General features: G+C 73.3%; 20 protein-coding genes. 10 read left to right on the plus strand and 10 right to left on the minus strand.

The window, feature by feature from the left end; genetic code table 11:
• The first annotated feature begins 3 nt into the window (after positions 1 to 3).
• From H288_RS0115385 to H288_RS0115395, 3 genes are all read left to right on the plus strand, one after another.
• Complete coding sequence (locus H288_RS0115385; protein ID WP_020093469.1) at positions 4 to 1,137, plus strand: hemolysin family protein; 1,134 nt, start codon at positions 4 to 6, stop codon at positions 1,135 to 1,137.
• A gap of 88 nt (positions 1,138 to 1,225) precedes the next feature.
• Positions 1,226 to 2,857: an apolipoprotein N-acyltransferase gene (lnt, locus tag H288_RS0115390; protein WP_106735920.1), complete on the plus strand. Its 1,632-nt coding sequence runs from the start codon at positions 1,226 to 1,228 to the stop codon at positions 2,855 to 2,857.
• Positions 2,854 to 4,098 carry an MFS transporter gene (locus H288_RS0115395; RefSeq protein ID WP_020093471.1) on the plus strand — a complete coding sequence of 415 codons (1,245 nt, stop codon included), beginning with the start codon at positions 2,854 to 2,856 and terminating at the stop codon, positions 4,096 to 4,098. Before lnt ends, H288_RS0115395 begins: the two co-directional genes overlap by 4 nt.
• Here H288_RS0115395 and H288_RS0115400 read toward each other — a convergent pair.
• The gene (locus H288_RS0115400; protein WP_020093472.1) at positions 4,050 to 4,526 is read right to left on the minus strand and encodes a cupin domain-containing protein; all 477 of its coding nucleotides are present in this window, start codon (positions 4,524 to 4,526) and stop codon (positions 4,050 to 4,052) included. The two genes, H288_RS0115395 and H288_RS0115400, sit on opposite strands and share 49 nt — an antisense overlap.
• An 85-nt stretch (positions 4,527 to 4,611) precedes the next feature.
• Entirely contained in the window at positions 4,612 to 6,201 is a 1,590-nt protein-coding gene (locus H288_RS0115405; protein WP_020093473.1) for a catalase, read from the minus strand.
• Between the two features lie 136 nt (positions 6,202 to 6,337).
• Here H288_RS0115405 and H288_RS0115410 point away from each other — a divergent pair, with 136 nt between their 5' ends.
• The 5 genes from H288_RS0115410 to ilvA all read left to right on the plus strand — a co-directional run bounded on the left by H288_RS0115410 (position 6,338) and on the right by ilvA (position 11,985).
• On the plus strand, positions 6,338 to 7,273 hold the full coding sequence (locus tag H288_RS0115410; RefSeq protein ID WP_020093474.1) for a LysR substrate-binding domain-containing protein: 936 nt from the start codon (positions 6,338 to 6,340) through the stop codon (positions 7,271 to 7,273).
• 90 nt (positions 7,274 to 7,363) lie between these two features.
• Positions 7,364 to 8,854, plus strand: coding sequence for an argininosuccinate lyase (locus H288_RS0115415; protein ID WP_020093475.1), 1,491 nt, complete (start codon positions 7,364 to 7,366; stop codon positions 8,852 to 8,854).
• A gap of 110 nt (positions 8,855 to 8,964) precedes the next feature.
• Positions 8,965 to 10,023: an AbrB family transcriptional regulator gene (locus tag H288_RS0115420; protein ID WP_020093476.1), complete on the plus strand. Its 1,059-nt coding sequence runs from the start codon at positions 8,965 to 8,967 to the stop codon at positions 10,021 to 10,023.
• Positions 10,020 to 10,367 carry a diacylglycerol kinase gene (locus H288_RS0115425; protein ID WP_020093477.1) on the plus strand — a complete coding sequence of 116 codons (348 nt, stop codon included), beginning with the start codon at positions 10,020 to 10,022 and terminating at the stop codon, positions 10,365 to 10,367. The genes H288_RS0115420 and H288_RS0115425 overlap by 4 nt, the downstream gene beginning before the upstream one ends.
• A gap of 25 nt (positions 10,368 to 10,392) precedes the next feature.
• Positions 10,393 to 11,985 (plus strand): threonine ammonia-lyase, biosynthetic, encoded by a 1,593-nt coding sequence (gene ilvA / locus H288_RS0115430; RefSeq protein WP_267965802.1) that lies wholly within the window; start codon positions 10,393 to 10,395, stop codon positions 11,983 to 11,985.
• Between the two features lie 35 nt (positions 11,986 to 12,020).
• Here ilvA and H288_RS0115435 read toward each other — a convergent pair whose 3' ends face one another.
• From H288_RS0115435 to H288_RS0115445, 3 genes are all read right to left on the minus strand, one after another.
• Positions 12,021 to 12,680 carry an MgtC/SapB family protein gene (locus H288_RS0115435; protein ID WP_020093479.1) on the minus strand — a complete coding sequence of 220 codons (660 nt, stop codon included), beginning with the start codon at positions 12,678 to 12,680 and terminating at the stop codon, positions 12,021 to 12,023.
• A gap of 82 nt (positions 12,681 to 12,762) precedes the next feature.
• A complete protein-coding gene (locus H288_RS0115440; protein ID WP_020093480.1) occupies positions 12,763 to 13,701 on the minus strand; it encodes an EcsC family protein in 939 nt (312 codons plus the stop codon).
• 25 nt (positions 13,702 to 13,726) lie between these two features.
• Positions 13,727 to 15,112, minus strand: a complete 1,386-nt coding sequence (locus tag H288_RS0115445; RefSeq protein ID WP_020093481.1) for an AmpG family muropeptide MFS transporter — start codon at positions 15,110 to 15,112, stop codon at positions 13,727 to 13,729.
• A 203-nt stretch (positions 15,113 to 15,315) separates the two neighbouring features.
• On the opposite strand from H288_RS0115445, the gene H288_RS0115450 reads away from it, so the two are divergent.
• Together H288_RS0115450 and H288_RS0115455 are read left to right on the plus strand one after the other, a co-directional pair.
• Positions 15,316 to 16,392, plus strand: a complete 1,077-nt coding sequence (locus H288_RS0115450; RefSeq protein ID WP_020093482.1) for a histidine kinase dimerization/phosphoacceptor domain -containing protein — start codon at positions 15,316 to 15,318, stop codon at positions 16,390 to 16,392.
• Between the two features lie 57 nt (positions 16,393 to 16,449).
• Positions 16,450 to 16,887, plus strand: a complete 438-nt coding sequence (locus tag H288_RS0115455; RefSeq protein WP_020093483.1) for a response regulator — start codon at positions 16,450 to 16,452, stop codon at positions 16,885 to 16,887.
• A 40-nt stretch (positions 16,888 to 16,927) separates the two neighbouring features.
• Here H288_RS0115455 and mutS read toward each other — a convergent pair whose 3' ends face one another.
• The 5 genes from mutS to H288_RS0115480 all read right to left on the minus strand — a co-directional run bounded on the left by mutS (position 16,928) and on the right by H288_RS0115480 (position 23,313).
• Positions 16,928 to 19,645: a DNA mismatch repair protein MutS gene (gene mutS, locus H288_RS0115460; protein ID WP_020093484.1), complete on the minus strand. Its 2,718-nt coding sequence runs from the start codon at positions 19,643 to 19,645 to the stop codon at positions 16,928 to 16,930.
• 142 nt (positions 19,646 to 19,787) lie between these two features.
• Positions 19,788 to 20,096 (minus strand): hypothetical protein, encoded by a 309-nt coding sequence (locus tag H288_RS0115465; RefSeq protein WP_026604979.1) that lies wholly within the window; start codon positions 20,094 to 20,096, stop codon positions 19,788 to 19,790.
• Between the two features lie 237 nt (positions 20,097 to 20,333).
• Positions 20,334 to 21,191, minus strand: a complete 858-nt coding sequence (locus H288_RS0115470) for an alpha/beta hydrolase (protein ID WP_020093486.1) — start codon at positions 21,189 to 21,191, stop codon at positions 20,334 to 20,336.
• A gap of 70 nt (positions 21,192 to 21,261) precedes the next feature.
• On the minus strand, positions 21,262 to 21,465 hold the full coding sequence (locus H288_RS0115475; protein ID WP_020093487.1) for a hypothetical protein: 204 nt from the start codon (positions 21,463 to 21,465) through the stop codon (positions 21,262 to 21,264).
• 114 nt (positions 21,466 to 21,579) lie between these two features.
• On the minus strand, positions 21,580 to 23,313 hold the full coding sequence (locus H288_RS0115480) for a patatin-like phospholipase family protein (protein ID WP_020093488.1): 1,734 nt from the start codon (positions 23,311 to 23,313) through the stop codon (positions 21,580 to 21,582).
• Positions 23,314 to 23,360 lie beyond the last annotated feature (47 nt).

Genomic DNA, 23,360 nt, shown 5'->3' on the forward strand with positions numbered 1-23,360 from the left:
GACATGAGCAACGATCGAAGTCGCGGCGCGGCCCTGGCCGCGCCCAGTTCCACCGAGGGCGAGTCCCAGCACCGGGAGCCCTGGTACGACCGCCTGCTCCAGGCGCTCCATCTCAAGCCGCGCGATTCGCTGCGCGAGGGTCTTGAGGAGGCGCTGGCGGAGCCGGACGCCGGCGAGAGCGGCCTCACCCCACTCGAGCGCGTCATGCTCAAGAACGTCCTCGGCCTGCACAAGGTGCGCGTCGACGACGTGATGGTCCCCCGGGCCGACATCGTCGCCGTCTCGAACGACACGAGCCTCGGCGAGTTGCTCAAGCTGTTCCGCACGGCCGGCCATTCCCGGCTGCCGGTCTACGGCGAGACCCTCGACGATCCCCGCGGCATGGTCCACATCCGCGACCTCGTCGACCACATCGCCGCCAAGGCCGAGCCGGCCCGCCGCAGCGCGCCCGCCGTCTCGAAGCCCGCCGAGGTCGCGGCCGACGGCGCGGCGGACGCGCCGGCCGCGCCGCGCCCGCGCCGGCCGGCGTCGCGCCTGCCGCGCGGCCTGGACCTCGGCAAAGTCGACCTGACGACCACGCTGGCGGCGGCGCGCATCCAGCGGCCGGTCCTGTTCGTGCCGCCCTCCATGCCGGCGATCGACCTGCTGGTGCGGATGCAGGCGACCCGCACCCACATGGCGCTGGTCATCGACGAGTACGGCGGCACCGACGGGCTGATCTCCATCGAGGATCTGATCGAGGTCGTGGTCGGCGACATCGAGGACGAGCACGACGTTGCCGAGGACAAGTACGTCCAGCGCGTCGAGGGCGAGGGCGAGGTCTTCGTGGCCGACGCGCGCACGCCGCTGGCCGAGGTCTCCGAAGTGACGGGCGTCGACCTCGTCGCGGCCGTCGGCGAGATGGCCGAGGAGATCGACACGCTGGGCGGCATGATCGTGACGCTGGCGGGCCGCGTCCCGTCGCGCGGCGAGCTGATCGCCGGCCCCGGGGACCTCGAGTTCGAGGTGCTCGACGCCGATCCGCGCCGCCTGAAGCGGCTCCGGTTCCACAAGGGCGCGGCGCGCATCGGCAACGTCGTGCCGCTCGCCCTGCCGCCGCCCGCGAACGCCCCGGTCGCCGAGACGCCGCACCCGTGACGGTCGCGGCGTGACGGGTCTGGTGGACGGTTTCGCCCGGTCGCCCGCGGCGGCCGGCGCACCGATGCGCGGGCCGATCCCGGGTCCCATGTCCGATCCGGAGCGGGCGCGCGTCCCCGGCGCGGTGCTGGCGATCGCGCGCCTGACCGGCTGGCGCCGGCTCGGGTTGGCGTGGCTCGCCGGCGCCCTGGGCGCGCTGGCCATGCCGCCCTACGGGCTCCTGCCGGCGCTCGCGGTCTCCCTGACGGTCGCGGTCTGGCTGCAGGACGGGGCTGCGGCCGGTCGGACGACGGTCCGGAGATTCGCGCCCTGCTTCCTCATCGGCTGGGCCTGGGGCTTCGGCTACCTCACCGCCGGTCTCTGGTGGCTGGGCCAGGCCTTCCTGGTCGAGGCCGACGAGTTCCTCTGGGCCCTGCCGCTGGGCGTGATCGGCCTGCCCTTCGTCCTCGGCCTGTTCTACGGCGCCGGTTTCGGCGCCGCGGGCCTGCTCTGGGGGCGGGGCGCGGCGCGGATCGCCGCCCTGGCCTTCGGGCTCGGCGCGGCCGACTGGCTGCGCGGCCACCTGTTCACGGGATTCCCCTGGAACACCCTCGGGATGGCGCTGGCCCAGAACCTCTGGCTGATGCAGGGGGCGGCGGCGATCGGGCTCTACGGCCTGGGCATCCTGGCCGCGCTGGTCTGCGCGGCGCCCGCGACGCTCGCCAGCGGCGCGAATCCGCGCGCCCGGTTCGGGCCGAGCGTCGCCGCCGCGATCGTGCTCGCCGGCCTGGCGCTCTACGGGGCCGAGCGGCTCGGTCCGCCCGACCCGGTGGTCGCGGGTGTCCGGCTGCGGCTCGTCCAGCCCAACCTGCCCCAGGACGCCAAGTTCAGGCCCGAGAACCGGGCCGACATCGTCGACCGCTACATCGAGCTGAGCCAGCGCCCGACGGAGGCCGGTGCGCCGGAACCGACCCACATCGTCTGGCCGGAATCGGCCTTCCCGTTCCTGATCCAGCGCGACCCCGACGCCCTGGCCAAGGTGGCGGCCGGCCTCAAGCCCGGGCAGCACCTGATCACCGGGGCGGCGCGCGCCGAGGAGCCGCTGCCGGGCGAGCGCCTGCGCTTCTACAACGCCGTCCTGGTGATCGGCCCGGACGGCCGGATCTCCGACAGCTACGATAAGGTCCACCTCGTCCCGTTCGGGGAGTACCTCCCCGCGCCCCTCGACGCCGCCCTGCGGACCGTGGGGCTGCGCCAGTTCGTGGCGATCCCCGGCGGGTTCTCGGCCGGGACGCTCGCCGGGCAGCGGATCCTGACGGTGCCGGGCCTGCCGCCGGTCGCGGCGACCATCTGCTACGAGGCGATCTTCCCGGGCGCGATCCTGCCCGCCGGGCACGCCGCGCCGTCCCCGCAGCCGCCGGGGCTGATCCTGAACGTCACCAACGACGCGTGGTTCGGCGACACGCCGGGGCCGCGCCAGCACCTCGCCCAGGCGCGCCTGCGCGCCGTCGAGGAGGGTCTGCCGCTCGTGCGCGACGCCAATACCGGGATCTCCGCGGTGATCGACCCGCACGGCCGCGTCGTCGCCCGCACCGCGCTCGACACCGAGACCTGGCTCGACGCCGACCTGCCCGCCCGCATCGTCGGCGGCACGCTCTACGGTCAGTTCGGCGACGCCGCCTTCGCGCTGATGCTGGCCGCCTGCCTGGGCGGAGCCGTGATCGCGCGGCGGCGGCCGTGAGCGCGGACCGGGCGACCGCCAACCGGTTCCTGCTCGGCCTCGCGCTGATGCTGGTCGCGTTCAACCTGCGCCCGGCGCTGAGCACGGTCGGCCCCCTCCTGGCGACGATCCGGGACGGCACGGGGCTCGGCGCCGGCGGCGCCGCCATCCTCACGACGCTGCCGGTCCTGTGCCTCGGCATCGCCTGCGCGCTGGCCGCGCCGCTGATCCGCCGGATCGGGCCCGACCTCGCCGTGCTCGCCGGCTCGACCATCCTCGTCGCCGGCCTGACGCTCCGCGGTCTCGGCGGCCTCGTGCCGCTCTTCGCCGGCACGGCGCTCGCGGCCATCGGGATCGGGCTCGACAACGTCCTGCTGCCGGCGCTGGTGAAGCGCGATTTCGCCGGCAACGGCGGCCTGATGACGGGCCTCTACACGATGACCCTGTGCCTCGGCGCGGCCGCGGGCGCCGGGGCCTCGGTGCCGGTGGAGCACGCCCTCGGGGGCGGCTGGCCCTCCGCCCTGGCGATCTGGTCGCTGCCCGCGCTGGTGGCGGCCTTCGTGTGGATCCCGTTCGCCCGCCGGACCGCCTCGACCGCCGCGCCCTCGGCCGGGCGGCTGCTCCGCAACCCGCTCGCGTGGTGGGTGACGGGCTTCATGGGCCTGCAATCCTCGCTCGCCTACATCCTGTTCGGCTGGCTGCCGCTGCTGCTGCAGGGCCGCGGGCTGACGCCGCTGAATGCCGGGCTCTACGCCTCGCTGGCGACGCTGGTGCAGGCGCCGGGCGCCCTGCTCGTTGCCATGCTGGCGGCCCGCGCCCGCGACCAGCGCGCCTGGATCGTCGTGATACCCGGCCTGACGGCCGCCGCCTTCGTGGTCCTCGCCTTCGGGGCGGAGTCCCTGCGGATCCCCGCCGCCTGCGCGCTGGGCTTCGGAATCGGCGGCTGCTTCGGGCTGGGCCTGACCCTGATCGTGCTGCGCGCCGCGGACGCGGCGAGCGCCGCCGGCCTCTCGGCCATGGCGCAGGGCATCGGCTACACCTGCGCCGCGCTGGGGCCGCTGGTCTTCGGTCTCGCCCACGAGGCGACCGGCGGCTGGGCCGTGCCGGGCGCCCTGTTCGTCGGCATCACCGTCGCGGCGATCCTGATCGGGCTCGCCGCCGGACGCGACCGGAAGGTCAGCGCGGCCGAACCCGAGCCGCGGGATCCGGACGCTCAGCCGCTGACCGAACTCCAGCCGGCGAACCCGGCCAGCGGTTCCTGATCGTAGCGGGCCATCAGGTCGGTCATCGCGGCGTCGTCGTCGAGCCGTCCCTCCGCGGCGAGGCGGGCCAGACCCTCGAAGAAGCCTTCGCGGCCGAGCGCCGGCGCGAAGCTCAGCGTGAAGCGCACCGGGCGGTCGCCGCGATTGGCGAAGGCGTGCGCGACGCCGGGCGGGATCAGCGCGAAGTCGCCGGGTCCGAGGTCGTGGTCGGCACCGTCGACGTGGAGCGCGAGCCGGCCCGCCTCGATCGAGAAGGTCTCGGTCAGTCGGGCGTGGCGATGCAGTCCCGCGCCCGGCGTCCGGGGATCCATCGCGACGCGGTAGATGCCGAGGCCGTCGGCCGTCTCGTCGCTGCGCGCGAGATAGGAGACCCGCATGCCGCCGATGACGGCGTTCGGGCCGGGCCCGCGGTGCACGACACTCGCCATCTTCGCCCCCGTCCGTTCCGCAAACGAGAACCCCGCGCGGCCGGGTGACCGCGCGGGGCTGTGTCGATGAGCGCGCGCGCGAGGCTTACTCGGCGGCGACCCGGTGCGCCTGCGAGCCGTCGGTCAGGGTCTCGGACTGCAGGCGCTTGCCCGGCGCGGCGCGGCCCGGCAGCGGCGGCAGGGCCTTGGCCTTCTCCAGATCGATCCCGGCGCCCTCGGCGACGCGGCGGCCGTAATCCTCGTCGGCATGCCAGAAGTGCCAGACCATCCGCAGCTGGATCGGCTCGGGGCACTGCTTCATGTCGGCCACGAGGTTGGCGATCAGGTCGTCGCGCTCCCAATCCTGGAACGAGCGGTACCGGACGCCGGCCTGGGTGTAGTCGTCCTCGGTCCGCGAGGTCTGGTAGCGGCCGAGGCGGCCCTCCACCGGCTGGTGGTAGTCCTTGGCGGGCTTCGGCGCCTCGCGCAGGCCCTCGGCCAGCGTCGACGGCTCGTAGTTGATGTGCTTGTTCGGGCCGGTGCCGTCGACCGTGTAGGCCATCTGACCGTCGCGCTGGTTCGAGTAGACCTTCACGCCGGGCTGCGGCGCGTTGATTGGCAGCTGGAGGTAGTTGGCGCCGACGCGGTAGCGCTGCGTGTCCGAGTAGGACAGCGTCCGCCCCTGCAGCATCTTGTCGTCCGAGAAGTCGATGCCGTCGACCAGCACGCCGGTGCCGAAGGCGGACTGCTCGACCTCGGCGAAGAAGTTGTCCGGCACGCGATCGAGCACCATGCGGCCCACCGGCAGCAGCGGGAACTGGTCGACCGGCCACAGCTTCGTGTCGTCCAGCGGGTCGAACGACAGGTGGTCGTTCGGGCCGTCCGGCATGATCTGGACGCAGAATTCCCACTCGGGGAAATTCCCGGCCTTGATGTTGTCGTACAGGTCACGGGTCGCGTGGCCGACATCCTTGGCCTGGATCTCGGAGGCCTGCTGCGAGGTCAGGTTGCGCACGCCCTGCTTCGGCTCCCAGTGGAACTTGCAGAGCACCGCCTCACCCTGGTCGTTGACCAGCTTGTAGGTGTTGACGCCCGAGCCTTCCATCTCGCGGTAATTGGCCGGGATGCCCCAGGGCGACTTCAGGTGCGTCACCATGTGGATCGACTCGGGGTGCTGGGCCACGAAGTCGAAGAAGCGCCACGCCTCCTGCCGGTTCGTCACCGGGTCCGGCTTGAACGCGTGGATCATGTCGGGGAACTTGATCGCGTCGCGGATGAAGAAGACCTTGAGGTTGTTGCCCACGAGGTCCCAATTGCCGTCGACGGTCTTGAACTTGACCGCGAACCCGCGCGGGTCGCGCTCGGTCTCCGGGCTCTCCTTGGCGCCGGCGACCGTCGAGAAGCGCACGAACATCGGCGTCTTCACGCCGGTCTCGTTCAGCACGCGGGCGCGGGTGTACTTGGAGGCCGGCTCATCGCCGATCTTGCCGTAGGCCTCGAACCAGCCGTGGGCGCCGGCGCCGCGGGCGTGGACGACGCGCTCCGGGATCCGCTCGCGGTCGAAGTGGGTGATCTTCTCGATGAACTGGTAGTTCTCGAGCGTGGCCGGGCCCCGCTCACCGACCGTGCGGGTGCTCTGGTTGTCGCGGACCGGATGGCCCTGGCGGGTGGTCAGGATCGGGCGTTGATCGCTCATGCGTACCGTCTCTCCGTACTGCGAAGGCTCTCGGTGGACAGCGGAGTCAGCCTGGAACCGTTCTGGTGAAGGGTTATGACCGGGGCGTGACCCCGAGGCAAATGCATCGTCACAAAGGTTCTGATAGACGCAGCCTATGAATCTGGCCGGCCTCTCGCTCCGCGATCTCGAATACGTCGTCGCCGTCGCCGACGAGGGGCATTTCGGCCGGGCTGCCGAGCGCTGCAACGTCAGCCAGCCGACGCTGAGCGTGCAGGTCCGTAAGCTGGAAACCGCGCTCGGCCTGACTTTCTTCGAGCGCTCGAACCGGCGGATCCTGCTCACCGAGGCGGGCCAGGCCATCGTCCGGCAGGCGCGGGTCGTCCTGGCGGAGGCGCAGCGGCTCCTGGCGCTGGCCAGCGAGGGGCGCGGCTCGCCGCTCACCGGGCGTCTCGTGCTGGCGGCGATCCAGACGCTCGGCCCCTACTTCTTCCCGCTGGTGCTGCGGCCCCTGCGCGAGCAGTACCCGCTGCTGATGCTCTCGCTGTCCGAATCGCGCACGGCCGACATCGTCGAGGGTCTGCGCGACGGCCGCATCGACGCGGCCCTGGTCTCGCTGCCGCTGCCGTCGCACGGGCTCGCGGTCTCGCCGCTGTTCGTCGAGCCGTTCTGGCTCGCCTGCCCGGCCGAGCACACCCTCGCCCGGGGCGGCGCGCTCTCCGCCAACGAGATCGCGGGGCCGGACCTGCTGCTCCTCGACGAGGGCAACTGCCTGCGCGACCAGACGATCGCGGCCTGCGGCGCCGGCTCCTCGGTCGGCCGCCACGCGACCAGCCTGGAGACGCTCCGCTCGATGGTGGCGGCGGGCGCCGGATACACGCTGCTCCCGGCCCTGGCGGTGCCGGCGAGCCCCGATCCTAGCGGCCTGACGGTCACCCGCGCCTTCGACGTCGACGGGCCCGGGCGGACCATCGCGCTGGTTTGGCGCGCGAGCGATCCGCGGGCCGCCGGCCTCGCGAGCCTGGCCGCCTTCTTCCGGGCGCACGCGCCAGCGGGCACGGCCGCCTGCCGCGACGGCGAGGCCGTCGCCTGAGCCGCCGCGGACGCCCACCTTGAGCGGTTGTGAATAGGAAGAGGAGCCGCAACCGGTCTATCAGGACGGGTGACGACAGGGAGCGGCTCGATGCGGCGCACGATGGTCTGGGCCGTACTGGCGCTGCTGATCCCCGCGGGCGCGCGCGCCGAGCCGAAGGACAGCTTCGCCCGGATCGACCAGATCAACCGCGCCTCCCTGGTGATGACGGTGGAGACCGGCATCGTGCCGCGGGCGCTGGGCGCGACCGTCGCCCGCGCCCTCGACCAGGTCGCCGCCGACGCCGCCAAGCCGGGCGCCGAGCGGCCGGACGATTACCTGCGGATCGAGCCGCTGATCACCGCCATCGCGGGGGCCGACGCCACGCGGATGCATTCCGGGCGCAGCCGCCAGGACATCATCCCGACGGTGCTGAAGCTCGAGCAGCGCGACCGTCTCCTGAACCTGGCCAAGGCGCTCGACGAGACCCGGGCGGCCCTGCTGGCAGTGGCCGAGCGCGAGGCCGACACGATCGTCCCGGCCTACACCAACGGGGTGCAGGCCCAGCCGACGACGCTCGGCCACGTCTACCTGGGCTACGCATCCGTCCTCGCCCGCGACGCGGACCGCCTCCGGGAGAGCTGGGCGCGGCTGAACCTGTCGCCCCTGGGCGCGGCCGCCCTCGGCACGTCGAGCTTCCCGGTGGATCGCGAGAGGCTGGCGGCGCTGCTCGGCTTCGACGCGCCGGTGGAGAACAGCTACGATTCCGGCCAACTCGCGCCCATGGACATGGGGCTCGAGCTGACCGGGCTCGCGGCGAACCTCGCCACCACGGCCGGCAGCTTCGCGCAGGATCTCTACGCGCAGTACCAACAGACCCGGCCCTGGATCCTGCTGCGGGAGGGCGCGCTCACCGGGCCGAGCAGCATCATGCCGCAGAAGCGCAACCCCGTCGCGCTCTACAGCCTGCGCATGAAGGCCAGCGACGTCGTGGGGGCCGCCCAGGCCTTCGTCATCATGGCGCACAACGTCGATTCCGGCATGCCGGACTACAAGCGCAACCAAGCCGAGCCGCCGGGGCGGACCCTGGCCGAGGCCGCCGAGATGTGCCGGCGCTGGACGCGCGTCCTCGACGGGCTGGTCGTGGACCGGGCGCGCGCCGCCGACGAGGTCGCGGCGGACTACTCCACCACCACCGAGCTCGCCGACACGCTCCAGCGCGAGGCCGACGTGCCGTTCCGGCTCGGCCACCACTTCGCGTCCGAGCTCGTGAGCTACGGCCGCAGCCACGACCTGCGCCCGGCCGACCTGCCATTCCCGGAGGTGCGGCGCATCTACGCCGAGGCCGCGGCGGGGTCGGGGCTGAAGCCGGACCTGCCCCTCGACGAGGCCCGCTTCCGGGCGGCGCTGTCGGCCCGCGGCATGATCGACGCCGCGAAGGGGCTCGGCGGCCCGCAGCCCGCGGAGGTCCGGCGGATGCTGGGCGCCGCGCAGACGCGGCTGCGGACCGACCGCGACTGGCTCGACGCCCGCCGCAAGGGCCTGGCCGACGCCCGGGCGCGCCTCGACGCCGCCTTCGCGGCCCTCACGCGCGAGCCCTGAGTTCCGCGCGGGGGCGCCGTGCCGAAACTCTGCCGTGACAGGGCCAATATTGCGGTATAGCGCGCGCCTGACGCCTGCCGGCTGAAGCGGGCCTCTCCCGATCGGTCGCCTTGCCCCCTCTCCGCACCCTCGGCCTCTGGGCCGCCCTCGCCGCCGCGTCGGCGGCCGTGTCATACGGCCTGATGCAGGCGCAGTTCCCGGCCGCGCTGCTGCTCGGGCCGATGATCGCGGCCATCGCCTTCGGCGTCGGCGGCTCGCGCCTGCGCGTCCCGCGGCCCGCGTTCCAGGCCTCCCAGGCGGCGATCGGCTGCCTCGTCGCGCACGCCGTCACCGGGCAGATCGCCCAGACCCTGATGGAGGACGGGCCGCTCATCGTCGCGGTCGTGCTGGTCACCGTCGCGGTCAGCGGCCTCGTCGGCTGGATCCTGACCCGCCTGCGCGTGCTCCCCGGGACCACCGCGGCCTGGGGCTCGTCCCCCGGCGGCGCCTCCGCCATGGTGGCGATGGCCGAGGATTTCGGCGCCGATCCGCGCCTCGTCGCCTTCATGCAGTACGTGCGCGTCGCCGCCGTGGTGTTCTCGGCCTCGCTGGCCGCCCGCTTCCTGATGGAGGCCCCGGTCCCGGGGGCGTCGGCCGGCGCCGGCGAGGTCACCGGTCCGCTCTCGCTGCTGGCGACGCTGGCGGTCGCCGTCGTCGGCGCGGGCGCGGCGCTCGCCCTGCGGGTTCCGGCCGGCGCGCAGATCGGGCCGATGGTGCTGGGCAGCCTGCTCCACGCCACCGGGCTCGTCCGGATGGCGCTGCCGGTGCCGCTCCTCGAACTCGCCTACGCCTGCATCGGCATCTACGTGGGCCTGCGCTTCACCCGCGAGACGCTGCGCCTGACCGTCACCGCCCTGCCGGGCATCCTGGCGGCGACCTTCTCGGTCATCGCCCTCTGCGCGGCGTGGGGCTGGGGGCTGACCCTCCTGCTGCCCATCGACCTGCTGACCGCCATCCTCGCCACGAGCCCCGGCGGCCTCGACTCGGTGGCGATCATCGCGGTCGGCTCGAAGGCGGACGTCTCCTTCGTGCTGGCCGTCCAGACCCTGCGCCTGTTCGTGGTGCTGCTCACCGGCCCGCTGCTCGCCAAGTGGATCAGCCGGTCCGTGCCGGAGGCCGCCATCCGATGAACGCCTTGGTCCTCGCCTTCCTCAATTCCTGGCGCGGCCTGCGCCACGGCGCGCGCACCGAGCGGGCCGTGCGCCAGGAACTCGTGCTCCTGGCGCTCGGGATCCCGGTCGCGCTGTTCCTCGGCGCGACGCTCTGGGTGCGCGTCGCCCTGATGGTCAGCCTGCTGCTGATGCTGGCCGCGGAGTTCCTGAACACCGCCGTCGAGAAGCTCTGCGACCACGTCCATCCGGGCCATCACCCGATGATCGGGACCGTGAAGGACCTCGCCTCCGCCGGCACCTTCATGGCGCAGATGGCGGCGCTGCTCGTCTGGGTGGCGGCGCTGGTGGACCGTCTCGGCTGACCTGCCGCGCGCGGGGCGCGCTCGCATCCGCGGGCCGGAGGGTCTATCTGGCCGGCATCGCCCCGCGCATCGGCCGAGACTGCACACCGTGACGGACTACATCCGCAAGATCCTCACCGCCCGCGTCTACGACGTCGCGATCGAGAGCCCCCTCGATCCGATGCCGCGCCTGACGCAGCGGCTCGGCCGGGCGGTTCTGCTCAAGCGCGAGGATCTCCAGCCGGTCTTCTCGTTCAAGCTGCGCGGCGCCTACAACAAGATGTCGGGCCTGCACCCCGACCAGATCGCCCGCGGCGTCGTCTGCGCCTCGGCGGGCAACCACGCCCAGGGCGTCGCCCTCGCCGCCGCCAAGCTCGGCGCGCGGGCCGTGATCGTGATGCCGCGCACCACCCCCTCGATCAAGGTCGATGCCTGCCGGGCGCGCGGGGCCGAGGTCGTGCTGCACGGCGACGCCTTCGACGAGGCCCTGGCGCAGGCCAAGATCCTCGAGGACGAGCAGGGCCTGACCTTCCTGCACCCCTTCGACGATCCGGACGTGATCGCCGGCCAGGGCACCATCGGCAAGGAGATCCTGGAGCAGCATACCGGCCCGATCGAGGCGATCTTCGTGCCGGTGGGCGGCGGCGGGCTGGCCGCCGGGATCGCCACCTTCGTGAAGTACCTGAGGCCCGGCACCAAGGTGATCGGCGTCGAGCCCGAGGACGCCGCCTGCATGGCCGCCGCGCTCGCGGCTGACACCCGGGTCAGCCTGCCGAGCGTCGGCCTGTTCGCCGACGGTGTCGCCGTGCGGCAGGCCGGCGAGGAGACCTTCCGGCTCTGCCGCGAGCATCTCGACGAGGTCATCACCGTGGACACCGACGCTATGTGCGCCGCGGTCAAAGACATCTTCGACGACACCCGCGCGGTGTCCGAGCCCTCCGGGGCGCTGAGCCTCGCCGGCGCCAAGATGTACGCCGAGCGCGAGGGCGGCGACGGCACGCTGATCGCCATCTCGTCGGGGGCGAACCTGAACTTCGACCGCCTGCGCCACATCGCCGAGCGCGCCGAGATCGGCGAGCAGCGCGAGGTCCTGATCGGCGTGACCATCCCGGAACGTCCGGGCGCCTATCGCGCCTTCATCCAGGCCCTCGGCCCGCGCGCCGTCACCGAGTTCAACTACCGCCACGCCCCGGGCTCCGAGGCGCAGATCTTCGTGGGCATCAACGTCGGCGGCGGCAAGCGCGAGAAGCAGGCGCTGATCGGCTCCCTGCGCGACGCCGGCTACCGCGTCCTCGACATGAGCGACAACGAGATGGCCAAGGTCCATGTCCGCTACATGGTCGGCGGCCGGGCCGTGGGGGTGGCGCACGAGCGCCTGTTCCGCTTCCAGTTCCCGGAGCGGCCGGGCGCGCTGATGAAGTTCCTCGAAGCGCTGGGCCCGGACTTCGACATCACGCTGTTCCACTACCGCAACCACGGGGCCGATTACGGCCGGGTGCTCGCCGGGATCGCGGTGCCGCCGGCCGAGCGCGCCCGCTTCGACGCCGTCATCGAGGCGCTCGGCTACCCGGCCACCGACGAGACCGAGAACCCGGCCTACCGCCTGTTCCTCGACGGCGAGGGCGCCGGGACGCTCTGAGCCCCGGCGGCGGCACGCCCCCGCGTCACCCGCCGTCAGCTCTCCGCCACGTCGACGGAGGTGACGTCCGGCATCGCCCGCAGCTTCGCCGCGATGGTCTCGAAGCTCGTGCGCGACAGGCGCACGAAGGTGACGGTGACCTCGTCGAGGTCCGGGTCGGGCCCCGGATGGACCGTGAAGGTCCGGACGCGCGAGGCACGCTCGCCGGTCGCCGCCTGGAGGGTGTCGATCGACATGGTGCCGCGCTTGGCGGTCAGCCGCAGCGTCTGGGCGCGCATCCGGTCGCGCCAGCGCTCCTCGAAGGGCTTCACGCCGGCCAGGATGCCGACGATCAGTGCCGTCGCGGCGAGCGCCGGCACGTAGAGGCCGCTGCCGATCGCCAGCCCGATCGCCGCCACGCCCCAGAGGCTCGCGGCCGTGGTGAGGCCCTTCACCACCTCGCCGCGCAGCAGGATCGTCCCCGCGCCGAGGAAGCCGATGCCGGAGACGACCTGCGCGGCGATACGGGACGGGTCGAGGACGACGTGCTCGGCGCCCAGCACGTCGGCGAAGCCGAAGGCCGAGACCAGCATGATCAGGCAGGAGCCGACGCAGACCAGCATGTGGGTCCGCAGGCCGGCCGCCCAGAGCAGGCGCTCGCGCTCCAGGCCTACCACGCTGCCGAACAGGGCCGCCAGTGCCAGCCGGGCCACCATCTCGCCGTTGCCGATCAGAGCCGCCTCCGTGCCTCCGCCCCGCGCGGATCGCGCGGATCCTTGCGGCTTTAGCGTGGGCGGATCAAGCGATCCCGAGGGCCGCCTTCTCGACCTCGTAGGCGGCCCGCACGGCGGCGGCCCCGTAGGCGCGCTCCAGGCGGCGCACGGTGAAATGCGCCCGCGCGGTCGACTGGAAGTGGTTCATGAAGGCGGTGTTGACCGCCGCCCCGCCGAAGGCGCCGAGGATCGGCACCGCCTGGGCGGCGACCTTCTGGGAGGCCACGAGGCCGAAGCGCGCGGCGATCTGCGCGGTGAAGCGGATCAGCGCCGGCGCCGACTGGTCGAGGAGCGTCTTGCTCCCGGCGTAGCGCGCCGCCTCCGACAGGGTCTTGGCCAGCGCGGCGCGGACCGCGAAGTAGCCGCTCTCGGTGAGCGCCGAGCCCGCCTCGGTCTCCGCCATGGCCCGGCCGCCGAGGGCGAAGACCTGCACGCAGGCGAGCGCGCCCTCGGGGGTCTCGAGATCCTCCCCCTCCTCCCGGGCGATCTCGGCGATCGAGCGCAGCATCAGCGTGGTCGAGACCGGCAGCTCGACCGCCAGCGTCGCGAGGCCGAACGCGCCGCCGACCGCGCCCGAGAGCGCCGCCATCGCCTTGTGCTTGGCGTCGCCCGAGCCGAGCAGCCGCGTGAGACGGCTCTCGGCCTTCGCGGCCACGCCGCCGAGACCCTCGCCCTCGGCGGGGACGAGTTCCTTGCGCGGCAGCGTCGCCAGCGCGACGCGCAGCGCGCCCCGCATGGCCACCTCGGTGCTGCGGCTGACGGCCTCGGTGACCGGGGTCGGCAGCGATCTGCCGATGATGTCGAGGGGCGCGCCGGCCGCCGCGGAGAGCCGCGCCGCGAGGCTCGGACGCTCCAGCACCTGCACGGCGCGGCGCAGGGCGGCGAGATCCGCGTCGCTCAGCGCTATCTCTGGCGTCTCGGCCGGCAGCGTCTCGCCGGCGCGGGTGAGGTCGCTCGTGCTCATCCGTCGATCCCTGGATCTGTCCCGCTCACGCGGCCCCGGGGGCGCGCGCCGTGGTAGGAAGCTCGGGCCCCGGGATGCGGTTCCCCGGCTCCTGGGCGTCCCGCGCCGGGGCCGCGGCCTCCACCCGACCGCTCCGGCGCCCGACCGCGAGGCAGAGCACGAGGACGGGGATTCCCACAAGGGAGGTCATGACGAAGAAGGCCGGGTAGCCGATCGCCGCGACCACGAAGCCCGACGAGCCCGCGATCAGCTTGCCCGGCAGCGCGTAGAGCGAGGAGAACAGCGCGTACTGCGTCGCCGCGTAGGCCGGGCTGGTGAGGCTCGACATGTAGGCGATCAGCACGATCCCCGCGAAGGAGCCGCAGAAGTTCTCGATCGAGATGGCCACGGTCAGGCGCCAGATCTCGGGCGCGCCGGCCGCCAGCCACGCGAAGGCGAGGTGGGAGGCGGCGGCCAGGAAGGCGCCCAGCAGCAGCGTCGGGAACAGGCCGAACCGGGCCAGCGCCCAGCCGCCCGCGAAGCCGCCCGCGATGCCGACCCAGATGCCGTAGAGCTTGGTGACGGTGGCGATCTCCTTCAGGTCGAAGCCCAGCGTCCGGTAGAGCGGGCTCGCCATGACGCCGGACAGGAAGTCGGGCAGCCGGAACAGGGCCACGAGCAGGAGGATGCCCCAGAGCGCGCCGCCGAACCGGCCGTGCAGCTCGGTCAGCGGCTCCAGGATGGCGCGGCGCATCGACCAGAACCGGGACCGGCCTAGCGTCTCGGCGGGGGCCGCGCGCGGTCTGTCGAAGGCCGGGGCCAGCAGGGCGGCGATCATCCCGACCAGCATGAGGGCGGCCATGATCAGGTAGGCCAGCGTCCAGCCCCCCGCGGAGGCGATGAACAGCGCGCCGGCGCCGGCGCTGATCAGGCCGAGGCGGTAGCCGAGGTTCGAGGTCGCCGCCAGGATGCCCTGGAAGTCGCTGCCGGCGGCGTCGATGCGCCAACCGTCGATCACGACGTCCTGGCTGGCCGCGCAGAACGCCACCAGGAAGGCCCCGAGCCCGAGGAGCGCGAGGTTGGTCTTCGGGTCCGAGAAGGCCATCAGGATCAGGCACAGGGCGACCGCGGCCTGCGTCGTCACCATCCAGGCGCGGCGGCGCCCGAGCCGGGCGCTCAGCACCGGCACGTTCAGGCGGTCGATCGCGGGCGCCCAGAGAAACTTCAGCGAGTAGGGCAGCGCCACGTAGCTGAACAGGCCGATCGCCCGGACGTCGATGTCCGAGAAGGCGAGGCGGAGCGTGAACGTCCCCAGCACCAGGAGCAGCGGCAGTCCGGACGAGAATCCGAGTGCCAGCATGAGCGCGATCCGCCGATCCTCGACGATGTCGCGGAGCCGGAAGCGACGCGTCGCCTGTGGCTGGTTCGCCATGGCATGGAACTCCTGAGCGTTCGTGGCCTTGATCCCGCGAAATCGTGGCAGCCTTACGCCGCACCTGTCTCCGCTGGATCCTGCTGTCTTGCGCCCCAATCTTGGTAGAAGCTTGCTTAACGCGGTGTCCACGTCCCGCGGTCGGAGCGCGATGGTGGCGCCGCCGGACGAACGGGGGCACCGCCTGACTGTGGAATGACGCGTTGAGTGCCCGATCCGAGACCGGTCCGCCCCTCGCGACGCTCGTCGACGCGTTCGCGTCGAGTCCGTCGCCGATGGTCATCACCGATGCCCGCGCGCCCGACAACCCGATCGCCTGGGCGAACGACGCCTTCCTGAGCGCCACCGGCTACGCCGCCGACGAGATCGTCGGGCGCAACTGCCGCATGCTGCAGGGGCCGGCCACGGACCGGTCGACGATCCAGCGGATCCGCGCGGCCGTCGAGTCCGCCGAGGCGATCTCGGTGGAGCTGCTCAACTATCGCAAGGACGGGACGTCGTTCTGGAACGCGATGACCATCACGCCGGTGCGCGACGCCGAGGGGCTCGCCTACTTCTACGCCGCCCAGGCGGACATGACCCATGTCCACCAGATGGAAGTGTCGATGCGCGGCACCAACGACGAACTGGAGCGCCTCGTCGCGGCGCGGACCCAGGACCTGACATCGGCGCTGGAGCAGAAGACCGCCCTCCTCCACGAGGTCGATCACCGGGTGAAGAACAATCTCCAGGTGATCTCGTCGCTGATGCTGCTGAAGGCCCGGCGCACGCCCGAGGGCGAGGCGCGCGACGCGCTCCAGGGCATGGCCGAGCGGATCGGCGCCCTCTCGACGGCGCACCGGATGCTCTACTCCGAGGGCGACTGCACGCACTTCAACCTCGGCGACTTCGCGGCCGAGTTCCTGGCCGACATGAATGCCGGCCTGGACCCGGAGCGGCGCCGGGTGGAGGCCGACGTCGAGCCGATCGCGGTGGCCGCCGCGATGGCGGCGCCTCTCGCGCTGATGATCCACGAACTGACGGCCAACGCCCTGCGCCACGCCTTTCCGGGCGAGCGCGAGGGGCGCGTGTCGATCGTCGCCCGCCGCACCGATGGCGGGATGCACATGACGATCCGCGACGACGGCGTCGGCGTCGCCGCGGCGGCCCCGAACCCGGCGGGGTTCGGGCGCAATCTCGTGGAGATGGTGGTCCGGCAGATGCGCGGGACCATCGCCTGGGCGGATGCCGGCCCGGGCACGACCGTCGAGATCGACATCCCGCTCCTGCAGCCGGCTTGAGAAATCGACGTGGAGGCATCAAGCTCGTCGGCCGCGGGGCCGGAGGACGAAGAGCGCATGGGGACCGGGAACGCCGCCGCGGACGCCGCGCTCCGCATCCTCGTGGTGGAGGACGAGGCCCTGATCGCCCTCGAGCTGGAATGCCTGCTGGACGATCTCGGGCACGTCACCGTCGGCGTCGCCGGCAACGCGACGGAGGCCATCGCGATGGGCCGGTCCACGGCGCCCGACGTCGCCCTCGTCGACATCCACCTCGTCGACGGCCCGACCGGCATCGACGTGGCCCGGGCGCTCTCGGCCGACCGGCGCACCACCGTGGTGTTCATGACCGCGAACGCCAAGCGCATCCCGGCCGATTTCGCCGGCGCGATCGGGGTGATCGCCAAGCCCTATTCCGAGCGCGTCGTCGCCAGCACCCTGGACTACGTGGCCGATCGCCGGGCCGGCCGCGACGGGCCGGCCTGCCCGGACGGGTTCTCGCCCGCGCCCGTCTGAGGTTCTTCGGGTCAGGCCCCCGGCGCGCGGCCCACGGGTCTCAGCCCCGCGCCGCGCGCTCGCGCTTCAGCCGGTAGAGCGCGTCCAGCGCCTCGCGCGGGGTCAGCGCGTCCGGGTCGATCCCGTCGAGCAGCGCGCCCAGCGGATCCTCCGGCGGCGGTTCCGGCGGCGGGGGCGGCGCGAGGGCCGCGAAGAGCGGCAGGTCGTCGATCCGGGCGCGGGCCGGGCGGCCGCGCTCGGCCTTCTCCAGGCTCTTGAGGATCGCGCCGGCCCGGGTCACGACGCTGCCCGGGAGGCCGGCGAGCCGTGCCACCTGCAGCCCGTAGCTGCGCTCGGCGACGCCCGGCACGACCTCGTGCAGGAACACGACGCCGTCCCGGTGCTCGGCCACCTTCAGGGTGGCGTTCTCCAGCCGCGCCAGCCGGTCGCCCAGCGCCGTCAGCTCGTGGAAATGCGTGGCGAACAGCGCCCGGCAGGCATTCACCTCGTGGAGGTGCTCCAGGCAGGCCCAGGCGATCGACAGGCCGTCGAAGGTCGCGGTGCCGCGGCCGATCTCGTCCAGGATCACCAGGGAGCGCCGGGTTGCCTGGTTGAGGATCGCCGCGGTCTCGACCATCTCGACCATGAAGGTCGATTGCCCCCGGGCGAGATCGTCGGCGGCGCCGACGCGGGAGAACAGCCGGTCGACCCGGCCGATCCGCGCCTCTGCGGCCGGCACGAAGGCGCCGATCTGGGCGAGCACCGCGATCAGCGCGTTCTGGCGCAGGAAGGTCGACTTGCCGCCCATGTTCGGGCCGGTGATCAGGCGGATCCGGCCGCGCGTGTCGCCGGACAGGTCGCAGTCGTTGGCGATGAACGGCTCGCCGGCCCGGTGCAGGGCCGCCTCGACCACCGGGTGGCGGCCGCCGACCACGACGAAGCTGAGCGAGTCGTCGACCACGGGACGCCGCCAGTCGAGCTCGACGGCGAGTTCCGCGTGGCTCGCCGCCACGTCGAGCCCGGCCAGCGCCTCGGCCACCTCGGCGACGGGCTCGGCCTGGGCCAGCACGCGGGCCGCGAGGTCGTCGAAGACGGCGGCCTCCAGGGCCAGGGCCCGGTCGGAGGCGCCCGAGATCTTCGATTCGAGCTCGCCCAGCTCGACGCTGGTGAAGCGCATCGCGTCCACCATGGTCTGGCGATGGACGAACTCGCTCTGCAGGCCCTTCAGGCAGGCCTCGCCGACGGATTGCGGGACCTCGATGAAGTAGCCCAGCAGATTGTTGTGCTTGATCCGCAGGGTCCGGCAGCCGGTCTGCTCGGCGTAGCGCGCCTGAAGGGCCGCGATCACCTTGCGGGAATCCTGTCCGAGGGTCCGCGCCTCGTCGATCTCCGGGTGGTAGCCCGTGCGGACGAATCCGCCGTCGCGCCGGCTCAGGGGCAGCTCGTCGGCGAGCGCCGCCGCCAGAGTCGCGATGAGCGCCCGGTCGGCCTCGGCCAGATGCTCGGCCAGCCGGGCGAGTTCCGCCGGGAGGCCGTGCATGGCGGCGAGGCGCGCGCCGAGATCCGCCGCGACCGCGAGGCCGTCGCGGATCGCCGCGAGGTCCCGAGGACCCGCGCGACCGAGCCCGGTCCGCGAGAGGGCCCGGGCGAGGTCGGGCGCGCGGGCCAGGGCGTCGCGCAGGAAGCCGCGCAGGCGCGCGTCGTCCACCAGGTACGCCACCGCGGCGTGCCGCCGGGCGATGGCGTCGAGATGGGTGAGCGGGCCCGCGAGGTGCTCAGCGAGCAGCCGCGCCCCGTTCGCCGTCACGGTCCGGTCGATCGTGGCGAGGAGGCTCCCGGCGCGCTCGCCCGACAGGGTGCGGGTGAGTTCGAGATTGGCCCGCGTCGCCGCGTCGATCGCCAGGGTGGCGCCGCCATCCTCGCGGGTCGGGACCGCCAGGGGCGGACGGGCCGCGAGCTGCGTCCGGGCGATGTAGAGCAGCGCCGCCCCGGCGGCCGCGATCTCGGCCCGGGTGAACTGGCCGAACCCCTCCAGGGTCGAGACCCCAAACTGCTCGCGCAGGCGCCGCTCGGCGGCCGCGGGCTCGAGCTCGGCCTGCGCGAGGGGCACGACGGCGGCGCGGCTCTCCTGCCACAGGCGCGCGAGGGCCGGATCGGCGTGGATCGCCTCCGACAGGACGATCTCCCGCGGGTCGTGCCGCGCGATGGCGCCGGACAAGTCGCCGCCCGCGACCTCGCTGAGGGAGAAGCGGCCCGTGGAGATGTCCACCGCGGCGAGGCCGTAGGCGACCGCCCCCTCCCCCGTCTTCCGGCGGCCGATGGCCAGGAGGAGGTTGGCGCGGGCCGGGTCGAGGAGCCGGTCCTCGGTGATCGTGCCGGGGGTGACGAGCCGCACGACCTCGCGGCGGACCACGGATTTCGGCCCGCGCTTCTTGGCCTCGGCCGGATCCTCTGTCTGCTCGCACACCGCCACGCGGTGGCCGAGGGCGATGAGGCGGTTGAGATAGTCGTCGGACCGGTCGACCGGCACGCCGCACATCGGGATCTCGCCGCCCGCGTGCTTGCCGCGCTTCGTCAGGACGATGCCGAGGGCCCGGGACGCGATCTCGGCGTCCTCGAAGAACAGCTCGTAGAAGTCGCCCATCCGGTAGAACAGCAGGCAGTCCGGATTGGCGGCCTTGATCTCGATGTACTGCGCCATCATCGGCGTCGCGCCGGCCGGGTCCAGGCCGGGCGTGGGCGTCGTGTCGGCGGCGGGGCGGACGGCGGTTCTGGCCATGCCGCCTCTTAGCAGAGCGACGCCGGCGAATCAGGCCGGGCGAACCGATGCGACTGGGGAGAAGGCGCCCGGACTCCGCATCGCCGGTGGATGGCGCCCGGATCCGCCACAGCCTGCGCGGAATCCGGGCGCGGTCGCGATGTCAGTAGCGCGGGCCGCCCGTGGTGTTGCCGAGCTGCTGCTGGTAGCCCGGGCGCGACGGGTTGCGGGCGTTCGGGTTGCCGTGGCGCATCGTGTTCATGCGCCGCATCCGGCGCTCGTGCCGGGTCGAGTGATGGCGGTGCATCCGGTGATGATGCATGCGGTGATGGCGATGCATCGCCACGGTCTCGACCATGTCGGATCCGGCGAAGCCGGGCTGCGCGATCGCGGGCGCGGCCTGCGACGCGACGGTTCCGGCCAGGAGGCCGCCGAAGACCACACCCGCGGTCAGGAAAGAACGAAAAGACATCGTGGAGTAGCTCCGATCAGCCCTCATGGGCCACCACCAAGTGACAAGTGCTCGTCATGTTCCGGAGCGGCGAGCGAAAAATAGTACGTGGCTTCCGAGAAGCGAACGGATTACCGCACCGCCCGACGCGCGTCCGCACTCGCCGGCGCGGAGACTTGCGAGATCCGGCCGTGCATTGAATATCGCTCTACAACTTGCCCGCGTGGACCGGCCCGCTTTCACGCGGGTGCAAGGCGGCTAGCGGAGGAACGCGCCGAGGTCGGCGTTGACCGCCTCGGGCTCCTCGTGGGCGAGCCAGTGGCTGGCCCGCTCGTACCAGCGGAGCCGGCCGGCGTCGCAGAACGCGAGGCTCGCCTCCGCCAAGCCGGGCTGCAGCGCCGTATCCCGTCGCCCCCAGAGGATGAGCACCGGCACGCGCACCCGCGGCGGCCGCGCCCGGGGCAGCTGCACCAGGGCCCGGTACCAGTTCAGCATGCCGGTCATCGCGCCGGGCCGGAGCCACCCCGCGACGTAATGGTCGAGATCGGCCTGCGCGAAGGTGCCGGGCCGGCTGGAGGTCGTCAGCGCGCGCCGCAGGGCCCGGCCGCGATCCGCCGTGAGCAGCCGCTCGGGGAGGCGCGGGAGCTGGAAGAGGCCCACATAGGTGCTGCGCAGCCACTGACCGGGATGGCGGCGCATGTAGGTGCCGACGATCGCGGGATGCGGCGCGTTGAGGATCGCCAGCCGGTCGATCCGCTCGGGGTGGCGGCTCGCCACCCACCACGCGACGAGGCCCCCCCAGTCGTGGCCGACGAGCCGCACCGTGGGCGCGCCGTAGGCGTCGGCCAGGGCCAGGACGTCGCCGGCCAGCCGGTCCAGGTGGTAGGCGGCGATCCCCGCCGGCTTGTCGCTGAGGCCGTAGCCGCGCTGATCCGGCGCGATGATCCGCAGCCCCGCCTCGGCGAGCGGCCCGATCTGGTGGCGCCAGCCGTACCAGGATTCCGGGAAGCCGTGCAGCAGGATGGTCGGCGGCCCCGTCTCGGGGCCCGCCTCGGCCACGTGCAGGCCGATCTCCGGCAGGGCGATCCGGCGAAACCTCACTCCCGCGACGGTCATTCTCGCGCGCGCTCCGTCATGTCCGGCTCCCCCGCGGCGGAGAACGCGCGCGTCCTCCGGTCCGATCCGCTCAGAAGCCGAGCGCGGCGCCGTCGCCGGCGTCCGGGGAGAGCTGGTCGCGCAGACGCTCCGGCGCGGTCCGCGTCCAGAGGCACAGCAGCACGAAGGCGGCGCCGTGCAGGAGGGCGTGCGGCCCGGAATGGTCGGCCGCGGCGCGCCGGTCCGGCGCGGAACCGGGCACGGCGCCGGTCGGGGTCTTGGCAGGATGGGTCATGGTTCCGGTCTCCCGATGACGTGTTGCACCGGAGATCGTCGGCGGATGGTCCGGGTTACAGGGCCGCGGGCGCCGCGCGTGCGCCGCCGCACGCGGACATCTCGGCGCACCGGGTCAGCGCATCGGGTCGAGCCAGCGCGCGAGGGTCCCGGTCGCGATGCCCGCGCGGGTCTCCCGGTAGCCGAGTTCCGCCGATTCCCGGAAGCGCGACCACGCCCGCAGGTCGATGCCGGAGAGCTGCGGCTTCAGCACGGCGGTCGCGTGGGCCGCCGCCATCAGGCTCTGCGCGTCGCTCGACACGGTGGCGGCGCGCAGGAGCAGCGGGGCCAGGCCCGGCATCGCCAGCGGTGAGCCGATCAGCTTGCGCATGAGCCGGCCGCTCCACCCGCGCCGCGGCATATCCTGGAACGCCCGGTCGGTCCCGACATCGACGGCCAGGACCGGGCCGCGCTCCAGCCCGGCGGCGACGTCGGCCGGCAGGTTGTTCATCATGCCGCCGTCGACCAGGACGCCCTCGTCGCACAGCACGGGCGGCAGGAGGCCGGGGATCGCGATGCTGGCGCGCAGGGCCTTCGGCAGGTCGCCCGAGCGGTGCACCATGGTGTTGCCGGTCGTCAGGTTCGACGAGACGCAGAAGAACGGCAGCCAGAGGTCCTCGATGCGCACGCCGCCGTAGCGCGCCGCGAGGCCGGCATCGACCTTTGCGCCGCGGGTCAGCGCGTGCAGCGGCAGCGTGTAGTCGTTGATCGGGTTGCTGGTGGCGAAGAACGCCTCGATCTGGGCCTGGATCTCCGCGACGCTCCAGCCCATGGCGAGGCTCGCCGCGATGATCGCGCCCATGCTGGTCCCGCCCACGAAGTCGGGCGCGCAGGACACCTCGTCGAGGGCCTTGAGCACTCCTAGATGGGCGAGCCCCCGGGCCCCGCCGCCGCCGAGGACGAGGCCGCGCGCCGACCCGCTGGCGAGCCGCGCGAGGCGATGCAGATCCCCCCGGTCGCCGTCCCGGACCTGGATGCGCATCGCCGCGGGCAGCGCGGCGACCTCCGGATGCAGGGCCTTCGGGCGCCGGGCCGCGGGGTCCTGGCGCACGACGAGGTCCATGCGGATCCAGTCGGAGCGCACCCGGTCGAGATAGGCCGCCGCGCCCGGCCGCGGCGGCGCGCCGGGCTCGGCGAGGAGCAGGACATGGTCGCCCCGCCGCTGGCTCTGGCGGCACCAGGGGCAGTCGATGTCGTGCGCCGCGAAGATCGTGCGCGCGTGGGCGCCCTCGAAGGCCTGGAACCACGCCTCGTCGGCGCCCTCCGGCCAGTCGGTGAGGCAGCCGGTCTTCCCGGGCAGCAGGGCGTCGAAGGCGGCGGCGAGCTGCCGCGCCACCCGCGCCGGATCGGGCCCCTCGGTCACGGCCAGGATCGTGAAGATCCGCGGTGCGTGGTGGACCGAGTGGCCGTCGTAGATCGCCCGCAGGCGGTCGGCGAGCATCCGGGCGAAGTAGAGGAGTGTGTGCGGGTGCTCGGCGATCACCGCCTCGAAGGCCCCGCGGGTGAGTTGCAGGAGGTGCGAATCGCGCAGCGCCATAACGGTCGCCGCCCGCGGGGCGTCCGACAGCAGGGCCATCTCGCCGAAGGTCTCGGGCGGCCGCAGGCGCGCGATCCGGGTCGGCCGCCCGGCATGGTCGCGGGCCGAGACGCCGACCGCGCCGGAGACCAGCGTGTACAGGGCGTCCCCGGTCTCGCCCTGCTCGAACAGGGTCCGGCCGCCCGGCACCGCCACCGGCACCATCCGGGCCCGCACGGCCGCGATTGCCGGCGCGTCGAGGCCGGCGAGGAACGGGATCTCGGGTGCGCTCACGCCGGGACCGCCGCGTCGCTCGTCCCGCGCAGGCCTGCCGACGAACC

Source organism: Methylobacterium sp. 285MFTsu5.1 (assembly GCF_000383455.1).
Taxonomy (GTDB): Bacteria; Pseudomonadota; Alphaproteobacteria; order Rhizobiales; family Beijerinckiaceae; genus Methylobacterium.

Coding starts and splice junctions, on each gene's coding strand:
- mutS (WP_020093484.1), bottom strand. CDS start 19,645: ATGGCCAGAACCGCCGTCCGCCCCGCCGCCGACACGACGCCCACGCCC.
- H288_RS0115415 (WP_020093475.1), top strand. CDS start 7,364: ATGCGGCGCACGATGGTCTGGGCCGTACTGGCGCTGCTGATCCCCGCG.
- H288_RS0115435 (WP_020093479.1), bottom strand. CDS start 12,680: ATGGTGGCCCGGCTGGCACTGGCGGCCCTGTTCGGCAGCGTGGTAGGC.
- H288_RS0115410 (WP_020093474.1), top strand. CDS start 6,338: ATGAATCTGGCCGGCCTCTCGCTCCGCGATCTCGAATACGTCGTCGCC.
- H288_RS0115440 (WP_020093480.1), bottom strand. CDS start 13,701: ATGAGCACGAGCGACCTCACCCGCGCCGGCGAGACGCTGCCGGCCGAG.
- H288_RS0115385 (WP_020093469.1), top strand. CDS start 4: ATGAGCAACGATCGAAGTCGCGGCGCGGCCCTGGCCGCGCCCAGTTCC.
- H288_RS0115425 (WP_020093477.1), top strand. CDS start 10,020: ATGAACGCCTTGGTCCTCGCCTTCCTCAATTCCTGGCGCGGCCTGCGC.
- H288_RS0115475 (WP_020093487.1), bottom strand. CDS start 21,465: ATGACCCATCCTGCCAAGACCCCGACCGGCGCCGTGCCCGGTTCCGCG.
- H288_RS0115470 (WP_020093486.1), bottom strand. CDS start 21,191: ATGACCGTCGCGGGAGTGAGGTTTCGCCGGATCGCCCTGCCGGAGATC.
- H288_RS0115455 (WP_020093483.1), top strand. CDS start 16,450: ATGGGGACCGGGAACGCCGCCGCGGACGCCGCGCTCCGCATCCTCGTG.
- H288_RS0115400 (WP_020093472.1), bottom strand. CDS start 4,526: ATGGCGAGTGTCGTGCACCGCGGGCCCGGCCCGAACGCCGTCATCGGC.
- lnt (WP_106735920.1), top strand. CDS start 1,226: ATGTCCGATCCGGAGCGGGCGCGCGTCCCCGGCGCGGTGCTGGCGATC.
- H288_RS0115445 (WP_020093481.1), bottom strand. CDS start 15,112: ATGGCGAACCAGCCACAGGCGACGCGTCGCTTCCGGCTCCGCGACATC.
- H288_RS0115465 (WP_026604979.1), bottom strand. CDS start 20,096: ATGTCTTTTCGTTCTTTCCTGACCGCGGGTGTGGTCTTCGGCGGCCTC.
- H288_RS0115405 (WP_020093473.1), bottom strand. CDS start 6,201: ATGAGCGATCAACGCCCGATCCTGACCACCCGCCAGGGCCATCCGGTC.